The organism is Alkalibacterium sp. (assembly GCF_046484155.1).
Classification (GTDB): domain Bacteria; phylum Bacillota; class Bacilli; order Lactobacillales; family Carnobacteriaceae_A; genus Alkalibacterium.
Window position 1 is genome coordinate 1 of record NZ_JAWOBT010000073.1, and the last position, 18,314, is coordinate 18,314.

The 18,314-nt window shown below is 41.9% G+C and carries 18 protein-coding genes; 9 read left to right on the forward strand and 9 right to left on the reverse strand.

The annotated features are described in order from the left end of the window. Positions 1-1,082: DUF3427 domain-containing protein (locus R6U02_RS05495; RefSeq protein WP_410262630.1), on the forward strand; the 1,082-nt coding region annotated here is incomplete at its 5' end. A gap of 89 nt (positions 1,083-1,171) precedes the next feature. Here R6U02_RS05495 and R6U02_RS05500 read toward each other — a convergent pair. Continuing rightward, a complete protein-coding gene (locus R6U02_RS05500) occupies positions 1,172-2,119 on the reverse strand; it encodes an alpha/beta hydrolase (protein WP_410262631.1) in 948 nt (315 codons plus the stop codon). A 153-nt stretch (positions 2,120-2,272) separates the two neighbouring features. Here R6U02_RS05500 and R6U02_RS05505 point away from each other — a divergent pair, with 153 nt between their 5' ends. The 5 genes from R6U02_RS05505 to R6U02_RS05525 all read left to right on the forward strand — a co-directional run bounded on the left by R6U02_RS05505 (position 2,273) and on the right by R6U02_RS05525 (position 5,722). Continuing rightward, complete coding sequence (locus tag R6U02_RS05505) at positions 2,273-2,590, forward strand: rhodanese-like domain-containing protein (RefSeq protein ID WP_410262632.1); 318 nt, start codon at positions 2,273-2,275, stop codon at positions 2,588-2,590. Then, on the forward strand, positions 2,591-4,273 hold the full coding sequence (locus tag R6U02_RS05510; protein ID WP_410262633.1) for an FAD-dependent oxidoreductase: 1,683 nt from the start codon (positions 2,591-2,593) through the stop codon (positions 4,271-4,273). After that, on the forward strand, positions 4,266-4,562 hold the full coding sequence (locus R6U02_RS05515; RefSeq protein WP_410262634.1) for a rhodanese-like domain-containing protein: 297 nt from the start codon (positions 4,266-4,268) through the stop codon (positions 4,560-4,562). The genes R6U02_RS05510 and R6U02_RS05515 overlap by 8 nt, the downstream gene beginning before the upstream one ends. Before the next feature lies 1 nt (position 4,563). Next, entirely contained in the window at positions 4,564-4,824 is a 261-nt protein-coding gene (locus R6U02_RS05520) for a metal-sensitive transcriptional regulator (protein WP_410262635.1), read from the forward strand. Between the two features lie 253 nt (positions 4,825-5,077). Next, on the forward strand, positions 5,078-5,722 hold the full coding sequence (locus R6U02_RS05525) for an HD domain-containing protein (RefSeq protein WP_410262636.1): 645 nt from the start codon (positions 5,078-5,080) through the stop codon (positions 5,720-5,722). A 41-nt stretch (positions 5,723-5,763) separates the two neighbouring features. Here R6U02_RS05525 and R6U02_RS05530 read toward each other — a convergent pair whose 3' ends face one another. Further along, a complete protein-coding gene (locus R6U02_RS05530; protein WP_410262637.1) occupies positions 5,764-6,633 on the reverse strand; it encodes a CPBP family intramembrane glutamic endopeptidase in 870 nt (289 codons plus the stop codon). Between the two features lie 125 nt (positions 6,634-6,758). Between R6U02_RS05530 and R6U02_RS05535 the strand changes: the two genes are divergently transcribed. The 3 genes from R6U02_RS05535 to trpS all read left to right on the forward strand — a co-directional run bounded on the left by R6U02_RS05535 (position 6,759) and on the right by trpS (position 10,358). After that, positions 6,759-7,547: an ABC transporter ATP-binding protein gene (locus R6U02_RS05535; protein ID WP_410262638.1), complete on the forward strand. Its 789-nt coding sequence runs from the start codon at positions 6,759-6,761 to the stop codon at positions 7,545-7,547. Beyond that, complete coding sequence (locus tag R6U02_RS05540; RefSeq protein WP_410262639.1) at positions 7,537-9,201, forward strand: hypothetical protein; 1,665 nt, start codon at positions 7,537-7,539, stop codon at positions 9,199-9,201. Before R6U02_RS05535 ends, R6U02_RS05540 begins: the two co-directional genes overlap by 11 nt. Positions 9,202-9,344: 143 nt before the next feature. Next, positions 9,345-10,358, forward strand: a complete 1,014-nt coding sequence (gene trpS, locus R6U02_RS05545; protein WP_410262640.1) for a tryptophan--tRNA ligase — start codon at positions 9,345-9,347, stop codon at positions 10,356-10,358. 100 nt (positions 10,359-10,458) lie between these two features. Here the strand turns inward: trpS and R6U02_RS05550 are convergent, their stop codons facing one another. The 7 genes from R6U02_RS05550 to R6U02_RS05580 all read right to left on the reverse strand — a co-directional run bounded on the left by R6U02_RS05550 (position 10,459) and on the right by R6U02_RS05580 (position 17,703). Next, positions 10,459-12,060, reverse strand: a complete 1,602-nt coding sequence (locus R6U02_RS05550; RefSeq protein WP_410262641.1) for a SulP family inorganic anion transporter — start codon at positions 12,058-12,060, stop codon at positions 10,459-10,461. A 258-nt stretch (positions 12,061-12,318) separates the two neighbouring features. Further along, positions 12,319-13,563: a glutamate-5-semialdehyde dehydrogenase gene (locus R6U02_RS05555; protein WP_410262642.1), complete on the reverse strand. Its 1,245-nt coding sequence runs from the start codon at positions 13,561-13,563 to the stop codon at positions 12,319-12,321. A 22-nt stretch (positions 13,564-13,585) separates the two neighbouring features. Then, positions 13,586-14,395 (reverse strand): glutamate 5-kinase, encoded by an 810-nt coding sequence (proB, locus tag R6U02_RS05560; protein WP_410262643.1) that lies wholly within the window; start codon positions 14,393-14,395, stop codon positions 13,586-13,588. A gap of 159 nt (positions 14,396-14,554) precedes the next feature. Further along, on the reverse strand, positions 14,555-15,778 hold the full coding sequence (locus R6U02_RS05565) for a hypothetical protein (RefSeq protein WP_410262644.1): 1,224 nt from the start codon (positions 15,776-15,778) through the stop codon (positions 14,555-14,557). 13 nt (positions 15,779-15,791) lie between these two features. Next, positions 15,792-16,640: a hypothetical protein gene (locus R6U02_RS05570; protein ID WP_410262645.1), complete on the reverse strand. Its 849-nt coding sequence runs from the start codon at positions 16,638-16,640 to the stop codon at positions 15,792-15,794. Then, the gene (locus tag R6U02_RS05575; protein ID WP_410262646.1) at positions 16,637-17,326 is read right to left on the reverse strand and encodes an ABC transporter ATP-binding protein; all 690 of its coding nucleotides are present in this window, start codon (positions 17,324-17,326) and stop codon (positions 16,637-16,639) included. The genes R6U02_RS05570 and R6U02_RS05575 overlap by 4 nt, the downstream gene beginning before the upstream one ends. Next, on the reverse strand, positions 17,323-17,703 hold the full coding sequence (locus R6U02_RS05580; protein WP_410262647.1) for a GntR family transcriptional regulator: 381 nt from the start codon (positions 17,701-17,703) through the stop codon (positions 17,323-17,325). Before R6U02_RS05580 ends, R6U02_RS05575 begins: the two co-directional genes overlap by 4 nt. Positions 17,704-18,314 lie beyond the last annotated feature (611 nt).

Genomic DNA, 18,314 nt, shown 5'->3' on the forward strand with positions numbered 1-18,314 from the left:
AAATTTTTGAATCCATCAACAAGACATCAATGGATTCAATGTCTGAACTCAGAAAAGCATTTCAGCTGCTTTACAATCGCTTAGGGCGCGTCCCTTATCTCAAAGATTTCAAAGAACAAGAAATGCTCGACCCGGTCCTGCTTGCAAATAAAAAGAAAAGTTATTATGACTTTTTGTTAAGTATGGGCGAAACAGAAGGGCTCGTTACCGAAGAGGAACAGAGGTATTTAATGATTGCATCTCGCGAACTCCTGTCCGGTATGAGAAAACATGAATTAGTCTTGCTGAAAAGATTAATCGATGATCAAAAAAACAATGTGAAAAAAGCAGTTTCGACTGAAGAGTTAGGGCAATGGTACGAAAAGCTAGGTCTTATCAGCGACAATAAAACGATTCAGTCAGTGCTGAACTCACTGGATTTAAGATTCTTTACTGGTATGACCCGTAAAACGTATGGAGACAACCCATTTATCTCAATTAAAAAAAATGAGATAAAACTATCAAAGGGAATGAAAGCAGCGTTAAATAATGATTATTTCAAAAAGTTATGCTTAGATATAATTGAGACAGGCCTATTGAATGCAACTGGTTATTTGCCGGAGGCATCTATAACGCTGTATGAAAAATACAAAAGAAAAGATGTCTTGAGACTACTCAACTGGGAAGAACAGCTGGTCGATCAGAACATTGGTGGATACACAGCAAAAAACGGCGAATTCGTTATTTTTGTCACGCTTGAAAAAGGAGAAGACTTTGCCGGATCCCAGATGGCCTATGAAGATGAACTCCTGGACTCGACGACAATGAAATGGTTCACGAAGGCACCTCGGACATTAAAATCACCTGAAGTTGAAAAACTGAAGAATCCAAAGGACTGGATCTTCCGTTTGTTTGTGAAAAAATCGGATGACGAGGGAAGCGACTTCTATTATTTAGGAGAAGTGACCCCTGTTCAGGAAACAATCAATGAGTTGAAAAAAGCAACCAAAGAGGGTAAAAAGAAAAATGTGGTGGAGATGCTTCTGAAATTAGATGATCCCATCGAAAATAGTTTGTTTCGTTATTTGACCCTAAAAGAGTAAAAAACCGTATTATCTCGTTTCAATCGAGATAATACGGTTTCTTCTTTTGCTGTTTACTTAGTTGTATACAGGGCATCATCTTTTCGCGCTTAGTTTACGTTGGAAAGGTGTCGTGATAAGAAACGTTTGATACGAAGGCGGTATTCATCCTTATCTGTAATATAGCTGTACGCATGCGCCGCTCCAGGAACGATATAGAGTTCTTTAGGACAGCTGGTAGCATGATAAACATCATAGGCCATGTGAGTGGGAACAAAAATATCTTCGTCACCGTGGATGAATAAAAGAGGGGTCTGACTCTTTTGGACCTGTTTTTCTGGATTAGCTTCACCAAACCAAAAGCCTGCTTTCATTTTTGTAATGAAACTGGTCAGTGGGATGATCGGGTATTGGGGTAGCTTGTACATGATTTTCAGTTGATGCGCCATTTCTTTGGATACGGAACTGTAGCCGCAGTCCTCCACGATCGCTTTAACATTGAGAGGCAGGGCTTCTCCGCTCACGTTCATGACAGTGGCCCCTCCCATACTGAGGCCGTAAAGGACGACTTCAAGATCATCGCCCAATTTTTCGATCATCTGCTCGATCCACAGCATATAATCTTTTCTCTCGTGCCACCCGAATCCGATATAGTCGCCTTCGCTCTCACCGTGTCCTCTGGCATCAGGGAGTAAAAGGCTGAATCCTATATCATAAAAAAGTTTCGCCCAAGGTGCCATATCTAAGTTACTGCTACTATAGCCATGGGCGATGATGACGACTTTCCTGGACTTTTCTTTTGCAGGTATAAATAGTCCGGACAGCAGCAGACCGTCTGTAGCACGTTGAATCAAAACGTCCTTTTCTACAGTCTGATACCATCTTTTTTCATTCTCCCAAGGGTCATCTTGGTAAATTTCTTCCATGCTGTATTCTTCTACAAATTCTTTTTTGTTGATACCCACGGCCGTTTTGTAAAAATAGCTACTCGCATAAGTGAAAAAACTGGTCGTGACTCCCAGTGCACCGAGTAATCCCCATTTCGTTCTTTTTTTCATAACAATATCCCCTTTGCTTCTTTTGTACTATCAGTATAACTTAAAAAAATGAAAAATAGGAAGATATTCATGTCGAGTGCTTGACATCTTATTCTATAAGGTCTAGTATACCTGGTAGGGTATTTAAATTAAAGAAAAGTTGAGGCGATAAGCTTGTTTGGATTATTTAATCGTGTACCAAGTACGACTGCAAACCAATTAGAATCAGAATTAACCAATAAACCTATGATATTAGATGTGCGTATGCCGGGCGAATACCGCCAGGGGCATATTCCGGGATCGAAAAATTTCCCGTTAAATAAAATAGAGCAATATAAGGGCAAGACAGACGACAAACTTTATGTCATTTGTCAGTCAGGTATGAGAAGTAAACGTGCTGCAACGGCACTACAGAAAAAAGGTTTTGATGTAGTGAACGTACGTGGCGGGATGAATCAGTGGAATGGAACAGTCAGAGGAGGAAAAGTTTAATTGAGTAAAGTAGTTATTGTCGGTGGTGTTGCTGGCGGGATGTCAGCTGCAACACGTTTACGCCGTTTAGATGAAAATGCAGAAATTATTATTTTTGAAAAAGGTCCATATGTGTCTTTCGCAAACTGTGGTTTACCGTATCATGTATCAGGTGAGATCGCAGACCGTGATAAATTGTTAGTGCAAACGCCTGAAACCTTGTATGACCGTTTCCGTTTAGACGTGAGACCACATACTGAAGTTTTAGCTATCAACCCAGAAGACAAAACCGTTTCAGTTAAACACAATGGTGAAGTATTGACTGAGAGTTACGATAAATTGATCTTATCACCGGGTGCAAGACCTTTTGTTCCTGCAATCAGTGGCTTAAGTGAATGCAACAATGTTTATACGTTAAGAAACGTACCGGACCTGGATCAAATCATGGAACGCATCAACGGATCAGATCCTAAAGAAGCCGTTGTTGTGGGTGCCGGATTCATTGGTATCGAAATGGCTGAGAACTTGAAACACAGAGGGATCAACGTCACCATCGTTGAAAAAGCGCCTCATGTGTTACCGCCGTTAGACGAGGAAATGGCTGCCTTTGTGCAAAATGAATTACGTGAACATGGGGTCAAGGTCATTACGTCTCAATCAGCGGTCGCTTTCAAAGAAGAAGGTCGAATCGTTGTCTTGGAAGACGGTAGTGAATTGACCACGGATATGACCGTGATGTCTATCGGGGTCCAACCTGAAAACAGACTAGCACAATCAACAGGTATCAAACTCGGCTTCCGCGGTGGTATTCTGGTGGATGAAAATTATGAAACAAGCATATCCGATATTTATGCTGTGGGTGATGCTATTGTTGTTAAAAACCAAGTGACAGGTGAAGATGCCTTGATTTCACTTGCTTCACCAGCTAACCGTCAAGGACGTCAAGTCGCAGACGTAATTGCTGGGATGAAACGTAAAAATAAAGGCAGCATCGGAACGGCCATTGTTCGTGTATTCGGACTTTCAGCTGCTTCAGCTGGATTAAATGAACGTATGGCGAAAATGGCAGGGTTAGAGGTTGCTTCTGTGCACACGTTAAGCAGTAGTCATGCAAGTTACTATCCTGGCGCAACGGATATCACATTGAAACTTGTCTTCAATCCTAAAGACGGGACCATTTATGGCGCGCAAGGCATCGGTAGTAAGGGTGTCGACAAACGTATCGATATTATTTCAACAGCCATCAAAGCCGGCTTAACCGTGCATGATCTACCAGAACTTGAATTCACTTATGCACCCCCATTTGGTTCAGCAAAAGACCCAGTCAATATGATTGGCTACGCTGCGCTTAACGTTATGGAAGGTATGAGCGAATTAGTGCAATGGCACGAATTGAATGAGGAATTAGAGAACGGTGCCGTTCTTCTAGATGTACGCAGCGAATTAGAACTGGAAGAATCAGGTCGTTTCCCTAATTCAATCAACATTCCACTCAATGATCTACGTGATCGTGTGAATGAACTGGATAAAGACCAGGCGTACGTGATCAGCTGCCGTAGTGGTCAAAGAAGTTATATCGGGGAAAGACTACTCAAACAATTAGGCTACCAAGTGAAAAACTTAGATGGCGCGTTTGCGCTCTATCAAACAGTGAAACCTGAAGAAATAGAAATTTTAAAAATGGAGGAAGTTGAAATTGTTTAACTCAATTAGTATGGACGAATTTGGACAAAAGCAAAGAAAAGAAGATTTAAATATTATCGATGTAAGAGAAGCGGGTGAATTTTCATCCGGACACATTCCAGGTGCAATTAATGTTCCTTTAAGTGAATTTGCTCAGCATTTAGACAAAATCGACAAAGAGAAAGAACAGTATGTCGTTTGTTTATCTGGTGCACGTTCTTCAGTCGCTTGTGACTTTTTAGGCAATAATGGGTACACGGTCGTCAACGTTATGGGCGGTATGTCTGCTTGGAGAGGAGACGTCGAGTAACATGGTAAAATGTGACAAAAGCATTCTTAATCGCTTGAAACGAACTGAAGGTCAGGTCAGAGGCATTCAACGGATGTTGGAAGAGGAAAAAGAATGTTCAGATCTTGTCACACAATTATCGGCTGTCCGGTCAAGTGTGGACCGTATTATGGGATTGATCGTTGCGGAGAACTTGAAGCAATGTCTTGAGAACCCATCGACGAACCCAGAAGAGCAGGCAGAAAATATCGAAAAAGCGATTCAATTAGTCATTAAAAAATAAATTTAAATTTAGAGGACCTCACTTTAATCGTGAGGTCTTTTTTATATTAACTTATTGATTGCTGATATCAAGAAAGCAGGCTTGAGTTCTCACATCAAGCGATTTTACTATTGAGAATACTGAGTGTAACTAAATAATGACTAAATTCAGCATTTGAGATACAGCTGATTGGAGAATTAAAATTTATAGGTTTTTTCAGGCCAATTTAGTGTAATTATGTTAAAGTGAGTAAAAAGGTAGGGGAGCTAATCCAATGTACAATGAAGCAATTATTAATGATACGAAGCAGATGGTTCGAGAGAAACTTCTCAATGAAGGAACGGGACACGACTGGTATCATATTGAACGTGTCTGGAAAATGGCTGTCAAGCTGGCAGAGAAAGAAAAAGCTAACCGTTTTGTAGTCGAACTGGCTGCTTTACTGCACGATTTGATCGATGACAAACTTGTTTCCAATAAAGAAGATGCGGTTCAAGAAGTCATGTATTGGCTGGACGGTGTCGGCGTTTCTTCTACCGACAGCGAAAAGATTTTAGAAATTATTGAGAGCATTTCTTTCAAAGGTGGTAACCGCAGAAAGCTGCATACAATCGAAGCGCAAGTGGTGCAGGATGCAGACCGTCTGGATGCCATTGGAGCCATAGGTATCGCACGCTGTTTTGCGTATGCAGGAAGTAAGGGGAATCCTCTGTTCGATCCGGAATTGTCTGTGAGAGACAACATGACGGAAGAAGAATACCGTAGAGGGAAAACGAGTGCGGTGCATCATTTTTATGAGAAATTATTGAAGTTGAAAGATTTGATGAATACAGAGGCTGCCAGAGCAATAGCTGAGGAACGGCACGCTTTTATGGAAGAGTATCTAACGCAATTTTTTAATGAATGGGAAGGAGAATAAAAAGACCGTCACGTCTATGCTGGACGTGACAGTCTTTTTTTTTACTGATTCAGATTTTCCACATACGGGCTGGACTGATCTTTGATCGATCGGAACAATTTAGTGAATAAAAGGAGTATGACCAGGAGACCAATGATGAAAACAGCTGAGAAAATAAGATAATCAGCGGGTAGTTCTTCTGATAGGGCAAGTAGACTGTCGACAGCCATATCGCCATCATCCGGTACGAGAAAAGCCGGTAATATGACAAGGAGATTATACAGGCTGTGTGTGAAAATGGCATAAAAGAGGTTATTGAATTTAACGTAAACAAGTGCACACAACAGTCCTAAAAGCAGTTGAGGGATGAAGAAAGACTGGACGTGAAAAAGCATAAAGAGTAAAGAACTATAAATGATGCCTTTCTTGAGCGAATACTTGTCCGCCCATTTATTCATGATGTAACCGCGAAAGATGATTTCTTCGACAATGGGTGCAACGATCACCGCGATAACGAAGAGATAGATGAAGGAGATATCATCCCCGTTGGCCAGCTCTTCAATGTAAGGAATAATGGTTTCATAGGCATTAGGGATAAACGAAATCACGGTCAGCAGAAATATCGAAAAGCTCGTTGCCACAACAGCAGTCAGCAGTGTCCAGCCGCTGATTTCTAAAAGTTCATCCCATTTTTTCGGATCGGATTTTGCGACGGACCGGATACTAAGTGATTGCTTTTTCATCAGTGAGATAATTATTTTATAAACCAGAAAATAGAGTAAACTGTCAGATAGTATTCTGATAAAGAAAATATGCTCTTGACCAAACGCAAGAAAAAGAATGGTTGTCAAGATAACCACGCCCACCAAGGCAAAAAATGACCGCCATAATAACCCCCAGAGTGTTGCATGCTTGAAAGTTCTCTGATACATCTAAGCACCTTCTTTAAGTCATATTTAAGTACAGACTAGCACAGTTTGATTAAGAATCATAGATTAAAACCTTTACCTTAGATATTTATGATAAACTAGTGTCAAAGTGATTCAAGGAGGATTTTATGGAACCGATCGTAGAGTTAGTCGATGTAACCAAACAGTTTGACGGGACACCGGTACTGAAAGGCGTGACCTTTTCTGTTATGCCGGGAGAAATAATCGGCTACATAGGACCTAACGGGGCAGGCAAGAGCACGACCGTAAAAATAATTTTAGGCATGCTGAAAAAGGACGCGGGGACGATTCGGTTATTCAATCAACCGGTAAATGCTGACGACGTGGCCTATAAGGCGAGAATCGGTTATGTGCCGGAGAATGCCGAGCTCTATGAAACATTGACTGCTAAAGAATATTTGTTATTTGTCGGCGAACTTTATGGCATGGAGGAAAAAGATATCATCGAAAGAGCGACTCAGATGATGGATGCTTTAGGGATCAAAGAGTCTTTTCACGGGCGTTTATCCAGTTTTTCAAAAGGGATGCGTCAGAAGGTCCTGATCATCTCAAGCTTGATCCACAATCCGGATATCTTGTTTTGGGACGAACCCTTGAGCGGATTGGATGCGAACAGTGTCCAGGTGATCAAAGAACTTCTGCTTAAATTGAAAAAAGAAGGAAAGACCATCTTTTATTCTTCACATGTCATGGATACCGTTGAAAAGCTGAGTGACCGGATCCTGATCTTACATGACGGATACGTGGTTGCGGATGGTCCGTTCAGTGAATTGAAAAAAGAAGCCGAAGGAACACTCGAACAATTATTCAATACACTGACCGGTTTTGATGAACATGAAGCGCTGGCTGATCGATTTCTCAGTGGCATGAAAGGGGAAATCACTCATGATGCGTGATATTTTAAGCATGGGTGAACGAGCCAAAGAACCGGTTTATTTGAAAATAATAGATAAGTTCGCACCGATCTATCAAAAATTTGGGATAGATTACAAGCAAATGCGAACCATACTGAAAATGAAGATGACCATGGATAGCCGCAAGGAAGCAGCCGTTCAGGGAATGAGTTCCAAAGCCAAGCAAAATGAAGAAAAAAACCATTTCTTCTCAAGTTTGTGGGTATATGCCATTATCAGTGTGTTCTTGCTGCTGTTATTTGTCTATGACAATTGGGTTTTCCAGTACACAACCTATTTCAGTTATATTTTTGTCATGTTATTTTCTACCATGCTGGCCAACTTCTCCAATATATTGCTGGATACGAAAGACTCAGAGCTGATAGGAACGAAACCGGTGTCGCAAAAGACGATCGGAGCGGCCAAGGCAACGCATGTGGCGATTTATCTCGTCTCATTTACTTTTGCGGTCGGTCTGGCCATGATGTTAGCGACGTTTTATTTTTATGGTTTTCTAGCTGGTTTGATTTTAATTGTGTTAACTTTTCTGGCTTCATTATGGTCGCTTGGATTGACCATTTTGATGTACGCGACTGTTTTGAAACACTTCGATGGCGAACGGCTCAAAAACATCATTGCGTACAGTCAAATTGGATTGTCTGTCTTTATGGTCATGGGTTATTACCTGATAAGTCAGATATTTGAAGTGATCGATCCGGAAACATTTTTGGTTGAGATGAATCTTTCCTTTGGGCATGCGTTGCTTATCCCAATGTGGTTTGTCGCACCGTTTGGACTTTTTCAGGAAGGTTTTCAAACCGTTTATCTGGTATACACGCTGTTCCTGATTTTAGGAACTGCAGCGATAGCGGTACTCTATCACTTTAATATTGATAAAATCGACAGCAATTTGCAGAAAATGAACAAAGGCAAAACTCAACCGTCTAACCGTTCTGTTTTAGAAAAAGTGGCTGCTAAAACGTTGAGCTTTGATTCGCTGGAAAGAGCTTATTTCCATTTCACCTGGCAGTTAACGAAAAACGAACGGGAATTCAAAACACGCCTGTATCCCTCAATTGCTAGTGCAATGGTGTTCCCAGTCGTCATGTTTTTCTCCAGTTTGAGAGGCGACCAACCCGTTACCGCTCAAAACACGCAGACCTTTCTATATCTGCCGTACTTCACCATGCTGGCGATTCCGATGATTGCTGTGGCGACACAGTTCTCCGTTAACTATAAAGGCCGCTGGCAATTCGAATTAAGTCCCAGGCATTCAAAAGGACCCTTTTTCCGAGCTGTAACGAAGGTCATGCTGATCAAGATCCTGTTACCGATGTATTCGGTCATCAGCGGTTTGATCATTGTACTGACGGGTCTAACGTATGTCATTCAACTGGTCAATGGCTTCTTGCTGATGAGTGTCATTTTATATTTTGAAATGAAGCGATCGAGTCAGGGATTACCTTTTTCGAGAAAATACGCAGCCTCCGAAGCTAATCAAGGGTGCATGTCCAGTCTCATCTTCTTTGTACCCGTCTTCATCATTTCAGTGATCATGATTCTGGTTCAAACTTTTGTCCCTTACGCTGTGTGGGGAGTCTTTATCGGACTCATCGCATTAAACGTGTGGTGGATGAAAAAAGGGTTTAATAACTAAGTGGTTAATAGAGAGATGAAGCGCTGGAACTAGCGAGAAAACAAGTTGAATAGACAAGGCGAAGAAGGAGCCACTCCTTTTTTTTCTATCCAAATTAAGATACAATAAGACCAATTAGATTATTTATGAGGAGATTAACAAACATGGAACGTATCATATTAACAGGGGACCGTCCGACAGGAAAATTACATTTAGGACACTATGTCGGCTCGCTCCAGAATCGTTTGAGATTGCAAGAAGACGAAAACAACAAAGTCTTTGTTATGATAGCCGATCAACAGGCCTTAACAGATAATGCTGAAAATCCCGAAAAAATTCAGCAGAATTTACTGGAAGTAGCGCTGGACTATTTGGCTGTCGGACTGGATCCAAAAAAGACAACCATCTTTGTGCAGTCTCAGATCCCGCAACTGCCTGAATTGACAATGTATTACCTTAACTTAGTGACTGTGGCTCGTTTGCAACGTAACCCCACAGTTAAATCTGAGATCTTGGAAAAAGGCTTCAATGAAAGTATTCCGGCAGGTTTCTTCATGTATCCAGTCAGTCAAGCGGCAGACATCACCGCCTTTAAAGCGACCCATGTCCCGGTCGGTGAAGATCAGAAACCGATGGTCGAACAGACTCGAGAAATCGCGCGCGATTTCAACCGCACGTACAGGCATGATGTGCTGGTCGAACCGGAGATCATTTTACCTCCCAAAGGCCAAGGCCGCTTAGTCGGTATCGACGGTAAAGGTAAAATGAGTAAATCACTCAATAACGGTATTTACTTAGCTGACAGTGCCGAGGATGTTCAAAAGAAGATCATGAAGATGTATACCGATCCCAAACATATACATGTCGAAGATCCCGGTCAAGTGGAAGGGAACGTCGTCTTCACTTATCTGGATGTGTTTGACGAAGACAAAGAAAAAGTCCAGGAACTGAAAGACCAGTACCGTAAGGGCGGATTGGGTGACGTGAAGATCAAACGTTACTTGAATGATGTCCTGCAGGCTAAACTGCAACCCATTCGTGAACGCCGTGAAGAATTTGCCAAAGACAGAGGGGCTGTACTGGAGATGCTCAAAGCCGGCAGCGAGAAAGCAGAAGCTGTCGCTGCTCAAACCTTGGACGAAGTGAAGGAAGCAATGGGAATCAATTATTTCAAATAAAAGAAGTGTGAATCGTGATAGAAATTGCTAAGGGAATAATTGAATAACGAAAACAGACAGAAATCAATGACTCATTGATTTCTGTCTGTTTTTTTAAATTTTAAACGTATGGGAATTCGATTAATTCAGTGTCTAGGTCATCTATATTAACAGAAGCAAGGATATCTGCATTACGGAACAGTTTCTTGCAGTCATCACTTAAGCGAACGATTTTAAATTGCTTGCCTTGTTCTGCGTAGCGTTTTGTTATCGAACTAATGGCTTCCACTGCCGAATAATCCGAAACTTTGGCATATTTCAAGTCTAGAATAACTTCTTCTGGATCATTGTCGAAATCAAAAATATCTTTAAAGTTCAGAACCGACCCGAAGAATATCGTGCCGTTGATTTTATAGGTCTTTTCTCCAGGGATAGTTTCTTCAACGTTAGCATAGATAACTTTTCCTTTTTCCCATGCAAAGATCAAAGCAGAGACGATAACACCGACGATAACGGCGGTAGCTAAATCTGAGAAAATAGTTATCAGAGATACGATGACTATGACCAGGATATCTTGTGCAGGTACCTTGTTTTTATAGCGCAAGCTTTCCCACTTGAAGGTACCAATGACGACCATGAACATGACGCCAACTAATCCTGCTAAGGGAACAGCATTTATAAAAGCTGAACCGAACATGATGAAAAACATCAATGAGGCTGCCGCAACTAAACCTGAGATGCGACTTCTTCCGCCGGATTTAATATTGATGATGGACTGACCGATCATAGCGTCTCCGCCCATTCCGCCGAAGAAGCCGTTAGCGATGTTCCCTAACCCTTGGGCGACGATTTCTTTATTGGTGCGGCCGCGCGTGTTCGTCATCTCATCAATGACTTGTAAGGTTAAGACAGCTTCCGCTAAACCAACAAGACCGCCAATGATGGCATATGGGAAAATAATACTCAGTGTTTCAAAGTTTATCGGTACCATTGGGAGATGGAAACCGGGTAAGCCACCGCTGATCTCCATGCCTGCAAAGTCCTGGACATTCTGCAAATGAATACCACTACGGGTCATAAACACGGCGATAATAGTCATAACGATAATCGCTATCAGACTGGACGGAATGGCTTTGGTGTATTTAGGTACAAAATGAATAATCAGCATCGTAAAGGCAACAAAAAATAGCATAAGAGCAATTTCTGGACCAGGGAGCCAAGTTGATTGCGTGACTTCAGAGCCGTTGACTACTGAGGTCTGGTTAACTTTGAACAGGTCCCACTGTGATATAAAGATAACTATCGATAGGCCATTTAAAAAGCCGAGCATAACAGGGTAGGGGATGATCCGCGCATACTTTCCGAGTTTCAATACGCCAATGAGTATCTGAAGAAGTCCCATTAGGACAACGGTGGCGAATAAGTACTCCAGTCCATGAACAGCGATCAGTGAGGCGAACACCACGGAAATAGCCGCGGTCGATGAACTGATCATGCCGGGCCGACCGGTAAAGGTTGCAGCGACCAGACCCATCACAACAGCAGTTTGCAAACTCAGTATGGGGCTGACTCCAGCCACAAAGGCAAAAGCGATGGATTCGGGTATCAAAGCCAAAGCCACGGTCAGACCTGAAAGAAAGTCATCTTTCAGAAGTTTTTTGTTTTCAATCAACATATGTATCGGTCGAAATTTTCTGTTTTCTTTCCTTTTTATAAATTGCATTGCATCTACTCCTTTTTTCACACTGGTAAAATCTCAAGGTTCATAAGAGGATATCATACCATATTTTAAACATAAGACCCACATTAAATGTTGATATGTAAGGTTATTTTTGAAAATAACGTTTTCATTAAAGGAGTAAATGCTTTCATTTGTTCACAAAGTTTCTTCCGCAAGTATGAAGGCGTATTCGTATAATTCAGATAAAAAAATAGACAGTTTTTAACTGTCTATTTCTGTTATTGATTTAAAAGTGATCGGTCAGCGGATCTGACCTTCTCCAAAAATTATATACTTGGAAGAAGTGAGTTCCGGGAGACCCATCGGACCTCTGGCGTGAAGTTTTTGCGTGCTGATACCTATTTCAGCGCCAAAGCCGAATTCAAAACCGTCCGTAAAGCGGGTAGAAGCATTCACGTAGACGGCTGCAGAATCCACTTCACGGTGGAAACGTTGACCGGCAAAGTAATCGTCGGTCACGATCGCTTCCGAGTGCCCGGTGCTGTAGTGGTTGATGTGAGCGATGGCTTCGTCAAAAGAATCGACCACTTTAACAGCCAGGATATAATCCAGGTATTCTGTTTCCCAGTCTGCTTCCGTAGCGGGTGTAAAGTCTTTCAGGTGTTTCTGTGCTTCCTCATCAGCTCTGAGTTCGACGTTCCATTCGTTCAAGGCTTCTTCGATCACAGGCAGGAAGGTTTCAGCCACATCTTTATGAATGAGCAGTGTTTCGGCCGCATTGCATACCGATGGACGGTCTGTTTTAGCGTTCACGATGATATCTTTAGCCATTTCCAGCTGAGCGGACTGATCGATATAGACATGACAGTTGCCGGTTCCTGTTTCGATGACCGGAACGGTGGCGTTCTCGACCACCGCTCTGATCAAGTTGGCGCCGCCTCGTGGAATCAAGACGTCCAGGTACCGGTTCAGTTTCATCATTTCGTTAGCTGATTCTCTGGAAGTGTCTTCCACTAATTGAATCGCCGTTTCAGGCAAGTCGCTGTTACTTAACGAGGCACGCAAACTGGTGACGACCGCTAAGTTGGAATTGAAGGCTTTTTTTCCGCCACGTAAAATGACGATATTGCCCGATTTGAAACAGAGTCCGGCGGCATCGGATGTCACATTTGGACGGGCTTCATAAATGATGCCGATGACCCCCAAGGGCACCGATTGTTTGCCGATTTTAAGACCCGCTTCATTGGTCCACATGCTTTCCACCAGGCCAATGGGATCGGGCAGTTTGGCGATATCTTTCAGCCCTTGGGCCATCGCTTCGACCCGTTCTTTTGTCAGGGTGAGTCGGTCGAGCAGCGATTCTGTGATACCGTCTGCTTCAGCCTGATCGGTATCGATTTTATTAGCTTCCAGTATTTTAGCTGTATCACGCAGCAGACCTTCTGCCATCAACAGTAAGGCTTCATTCTTGGCTTTGGAAGAGGCCTGAGCTAAATGACGCTCGGCTTGTTTGGCTTTCTTTCCCAGTTCGATCAATGTTTCCACGTTTAAAAACTCCCTTCAGTAACTATTTAGAAAATAAGGTTCCTTCGTTCATGCCCTCTAAGATCCTGAACAAGATGGTCAGATCTGTCCCGTTGGCCAGTACCATTTGTTTGTTTGCTTCCAAAACGATTTGAGCGGCAGTCAGCTTCGTGATCATACCGCCTGTACCGAATTTGGTAGAAGAGTCTTGAGCGAGTCCCAGGATGTCGTCGGTTATCTCATTTATTGTTTCGAAGCGCTTGGCATCGTCGTGTTTCATGGGATTTTTATCGTAAAAGCCGTCAATATCCGACAGCATGATCAGTAAATCAGCTTCTGTCAGCTCGAGTACGATGGCGGACAAGGTGTCGTTGTCACCGAATCGCGTCAGATGATCGAGTTCTTCTACAGAAACGGTATCGTTTTCGTTGACGATAGGGACGACATGCTTGATGAGGAGCTGTTCAAAGGTGTTCACCGTGTTTTTTCGGCTCACAGGATAGTCTGTGACGTCTTTGGTCAGCAACACTTGCCCGATATGATGTCCGTAATGATAGAAGAATTTACTGTACAGACTCATGAGTTCCGTCTGACCGATCGAAGCGATGGCTTGCTGCTCGGGGATCGTTACAGGACGTTGGGTCAAGTTCATGCGGGATAAGCCGACACCGATGGCACCGGAAGAGACTAGAATGATTTCTTTCCCCTGATTTTTCAGATCGCTCAGTACGAATGACAGTTTTTCCATCTGCTGCAGGTTGATCGATCCATTCGGGTACATGATGGTGCTGGTACCGACTTTGATCACTATCCGTTTACTCTGTTTTAATTTTTCGCGGTTTTCTGTATTCATAAGATATCCATTCTTTCTATGATAAGAATTCTTGTTTGTCTATTAACTTTCCATAGTATAACAAGTTATATAAACAAATGCTAGATTCCCTTAATGTTATAGGTTGAAAGTTAAAAAACATCCCTCTCAAATAAGTATATTGAGAGGGATGGATGTTTATTAATTGTTTGCTGTATCAAGTCTGAATTCAAATACATCGATGTTCGTCGTATCGTTTTCAGCCGTATCATCTGGTCCTATTGTTCCATTGAAGAGTGTTTCCTGTGTTTCTATATCAGAGATCTGAAAGAGCGGACGGGTATTATTTTCAGAATGCTGAGGTTCATAGGCATATAACTTACCATTCAGAACCGTCATTCTCTGATTAAAGAGGTTATTATAAAGAGTTTCCTCATCACGACCGATAGTAGGGGTTGCCATAGCAATCGTTCCCACTAAGTCCATATTCTGATTTTCTACATTCATTTCATACAATTCTATGGTGTCGCCTAAATCTTTACCTACATAGAGTTTGTCATTGTCAGTGAACAGGAGGGTTTCTTCTTCAAATAACGGCACGTCGATTACTTCCTGTGTCTGTGTATCATAGGCAAAATAACCGCTGGTCTCCTCGTTGTAATCAAATTCAGGATCACCGGTTTGTCTGACAGTCTGGAGTGGGATGAAACGTTCGGTTTTATCGAATGACTGGCCGGTATAAAGGCCTTCGTTGCTCTCAAGTTTTTCTGACAGATTGACGACCTCCGTCAATTCTTCTTTCGGATTTTCGATATCAAAGGTATAAACAGATTTTTCAGGGATATCGGAAGAATGATTTGTTTCAGCTAGAATAGATAAATGTGGGTAGTCAACATAGGTGGCAGACACCTCATAATAGGACCCATCAGTACCTAAGCTGACCGAAAACATCTCTTCTTCTTCCGTTTCTTTATCCAGGACAGCGATGGTCATCTGACCGAGAGAAGGCTGATTCCAATACACATCACTTTCCATACCGGTATAAATGACGTGCTGTTCTGTCTCTGTGTAGTGTTCTGCACGACGACTTTTTCCACGCATGAAGGATCTATAGTCAGCAATCAAATCATTTAATTGAGGATCATAACTGAAATCCATTCGTTTAAGAAAAGAATGGTCTTTTATGTATTGAGAATCGCCATCTTTGAATACGAATGTCGAGTTGTTTTGATAATTTTGAGTATTTTGATTATCAGCAACAAAACCTAAAAAGTGAATAGCTTCTATATATTCAGGTTTACCTTCTGATGTGACGACTTTCAACTCCGGATAAGGAGAACCCACCTGCGCCTTGTAGAGCCCGAATCCGGTCAAAGTCACAGCAATGAGAAAGAGAAAACTGGTTAATTTAATGTATTTATTCATTGTTCCTTCCTTCCTAAACAGTGATTTTTTTATTTATTAAGTGGCGGCTCGTAAAGAGAGAGAGGACGCCTACTATCGCAAGTAAAAGAGCTTCGATAATCATCAATTCCGAACCGTAAAGGATATAATGGTTGTTTAGTAAATCAGGTAAGAAGAGAGGGAAAAGAACAAGCATTAAAGCGGCTGCAGCATAGCCAATTCCCAGCACGATGCCTTTCGCCGCGAAACTTCTTTCCATTAAAATAACTGTAAACAGAACGAGTAAAACAACGAGTCCCACAGCATTGATAATTAAAAAGAAACCTAAGTTTAGTGGGAAAAGATAAAGGAATAAAGGATGCATCTGGACAGCTTCCTTTAAACTTTGATTTACATAATAAGTATTCTCGATGATGGCTGACACGATGGGATAGCCAATAAAGAGCGAGATCATCTGAGTAGAGATCAGTGTGAAAATACCTATGAAGATGACCACTAGCTTGGAATAAAAGAGTGTCATCCTGTGAATGGGCAGCATAAGCAAACGGTAAGCAAAGGTGTTTTTACCGAACCATTCCCTGTACCAGATGAAAATAGAATAAAAGATGAATCCGCTGATGCCCAAGGCGATGGGTCCCACGATCCAAAAAGAGCTGAGCGTATCATAGAACGAAAAAAGACCATACTGCTGCAGGGCTTGTTCTGCTGTTGCCGAATTTTGTGCAATGTACTCGTTTATATTCCCCATATATTTCATAGGTGTATAAATATAGCCTACTAAGTTTGCAATAAACGTTATTCCCATCAAGGTAAATAAAAATTTTGACAGACGTTCCAGTTCGAAATTAGTAAATTTAAGAAAAGTATGTAGTGATTTCTTCATTTGTCATAAACCTCCCTCATCACGTCGACGACAGATTTTCCTTCTGTTTCGCGCATTTCTTCTGCATTGAATTCTTTGTAAATGACGCCATTATCTAGTAATACCACTTTATCAATGAGATGTTCAATGTCGAAAATCTCGTGTGTGGTGATCAGGACACCTCGGTTTTCGACTAAGCGGCTGCTGAATACATCAGTGATCTGTTCACGTGTAAAGATATCGATGCCTGAAAAGGGCTCATCCATCAGTATATAGTCTACATCCAAGGCAAGTCCCATCAATAAGTTGACTTTGGCCTGATTCCCTTTTGACAGTTCAGAGATTCTATCTGTAAGATTCAGTCGGAAAAAGCGGGTAATTTCTTTCGCACGTTTGCTGTTCCACGAAACATAATAATCTTTCATGAAATCCATCGCTTCGTGAACGCTCATATTAGGCAGCGTGATCGCTACGTCTGGAATGAAAGCCACTTTATTGTATGTTCCTGGATGCATCGACTCGCCATCGATCGTGATTTCTCCTTTTTTGATCGGTGTCAGATTCATGATGGCATTTAAAATCGTTGTCTTGCCTACGCCATTAATGCCTACTAGACAAGTGATTTCTCCCTTGTTAGCGGTGAAAGAGATGCCGTCCAGCACTTTTTTTCTTCCAAAGTGTTTGTGTACGTTTTTCAGTTCGATCATTGGTTTTCCTTCTTTCTGGTGATTATTTTTTCTTGTATAAGATGAACAATGTCATCCAAAGGAAGATCAATCGGATCTAGTGCAGAAACAAAGTTGCTCACCGCCTGATCCAGCCATTCCTTCTTCAGTCGATGCAATACTGTCGGGTCCTCCGTCACTCTGCTGGGACGATTGGGTTCTGTATAAATCAGATGTTGTTCCTCCATTTCGCTGTACGCCCGTTGAACGGTATTGGGATTGATTTTCAATTGGTTAGCCAGCTGTCTTCGGGATTGTATTTCATCACCAGGATTTAATTCGCCGGAAACGATCAGTCTTTTGAAGTACTGCATGACCTGCAGGTAAATCGGGTCTCTTTTATTAAAGGTTACATTCAAATGATTCAGTCCTTTCTCAAAAAACGATAAAGCAGCTTATCTGTATCATGTAGTTGATACCCTAGTGGCAAAAAAAGACAAGGTGTATTAATCGAGCAGTACACCTTGTTGGCTGTATTATATACGTGATACAGATGCCGTGTCAACGTATAATTTAAAGTTGGTTTATATTGATTTTCAAGAATGAATGATTAGGCCTCGTGCCTAATCAAGCCCTTATTGATTATTTGAATAATTGGCATCACTCAATAAAGATTATCATGAACACGATCAAGATGTTTTTGTTGAGCTTAAATCAAAATAAAAGTCCGTGAGTATGTCGAAGATGAGCGAGCTTAGCACCACTGGGACAGGAAAGTCGGTGAGTATGTTGAAGATGAGCCAGCTTAGCACCACTGGGACAGAAAAGTCGGTGAGTATGCTGAAGATGAGCGAGCTTAGCACCACTGGGACAGGAAAGTCGGTGAGTATGCCGAAGCCGAGCCGGCTTAGTACCACTGGGACAGAAAAGTTCGTGAGTATGCTGAAGATGAACCAGCTTAGCACCACTCAAGGTGTATCGGGCACCATAACACCTAATCAAACCCCAATAAAAAATCCCTAACTATCGC

Bases quoted from the DNA above. Each gene is read 5' to 3' on its own strand.
- R6U02_RS05540 (WP_410262639.1), top strand. From the start codon at position 7,537: ATGATGCGTGATATTTTAAGCATGGGTGAACGAGCCAAAGAACCGGTT.
- R6U02_RS05500 (WP_410262631.1), bottom strand. From the start codon at position 2,119: ATGAAAAAAAGAACGAAATGGGGATTACTCGGTGCACTGGGAGTCACG.
- proB (WP_410262643.1), bottom strand. From the start codon at position 14,395: ATGAATACAGAAAACCGCGAAAAATTAAAACAGAGTAAACGGATAGTG.
- R6U02_RS05530 (WP_410262637.1), bottom strand. From the start codon at position 6,633: ATGTATCAGAGAACTTTCAAGCATGCAACACTCTGGGGGTTATTATGG.
- R6U02_RS05525 (WP_410262636.1), top strand. From the start codon at position 5,078: ATGTACAATGAAGCAATTATTAATGATACGAAGCAGATGGTTCGAGAG.
- R6U02_RS05565 (WP_410262644.1), bottom strand. From the start codon at position 15,778: ATGAATAAATACATTAAATTAACCAGTTTTCTCTTTCTCATTGCTGTG.
- R6U02_RS05575 (WP_410262646.1), bottom strand. From the start codon at position 17,326: ATGATCGAACTGAAAAACGTACACAAACACTTTGGAAGAAAAAAAGTG.
- R6U02_RS05535 (WP_410262638.1), top strand. From the start codon at position 6,759: ATGGAACCGATCGTAGAGTTAGTCGATGTAACCAAACAGTTTGACGGG.
- R6U02_RS05520 (WP_410262635.1), top strand. From the start codon at position 4,564: ATGGTAAAATGTGACAAAAGCATTCTTAATCGCTTGAAACGAACTGAA.
- R6U02_RS05550 (WP_410262641.1), bottom strand. From the start codon at position 12,060: ATGCAATTTATAAAAAGGAAAGAAAACAGAAAATTTCGACCGATACAT.
- trpS (WP_410262640.1), top strand. From the start codon at position 9,345: ATGGAACGTATCATATTAACAGGGGACCGTCCGACAGGAAAATTACAT.
- R6U02_RS05570 (WP_410262645.1), bottom strand. From the start codon at position 16,640: ATGAAGAAATCACTACATACTTTTCTTAAATTTACTAATTTCGAACTG.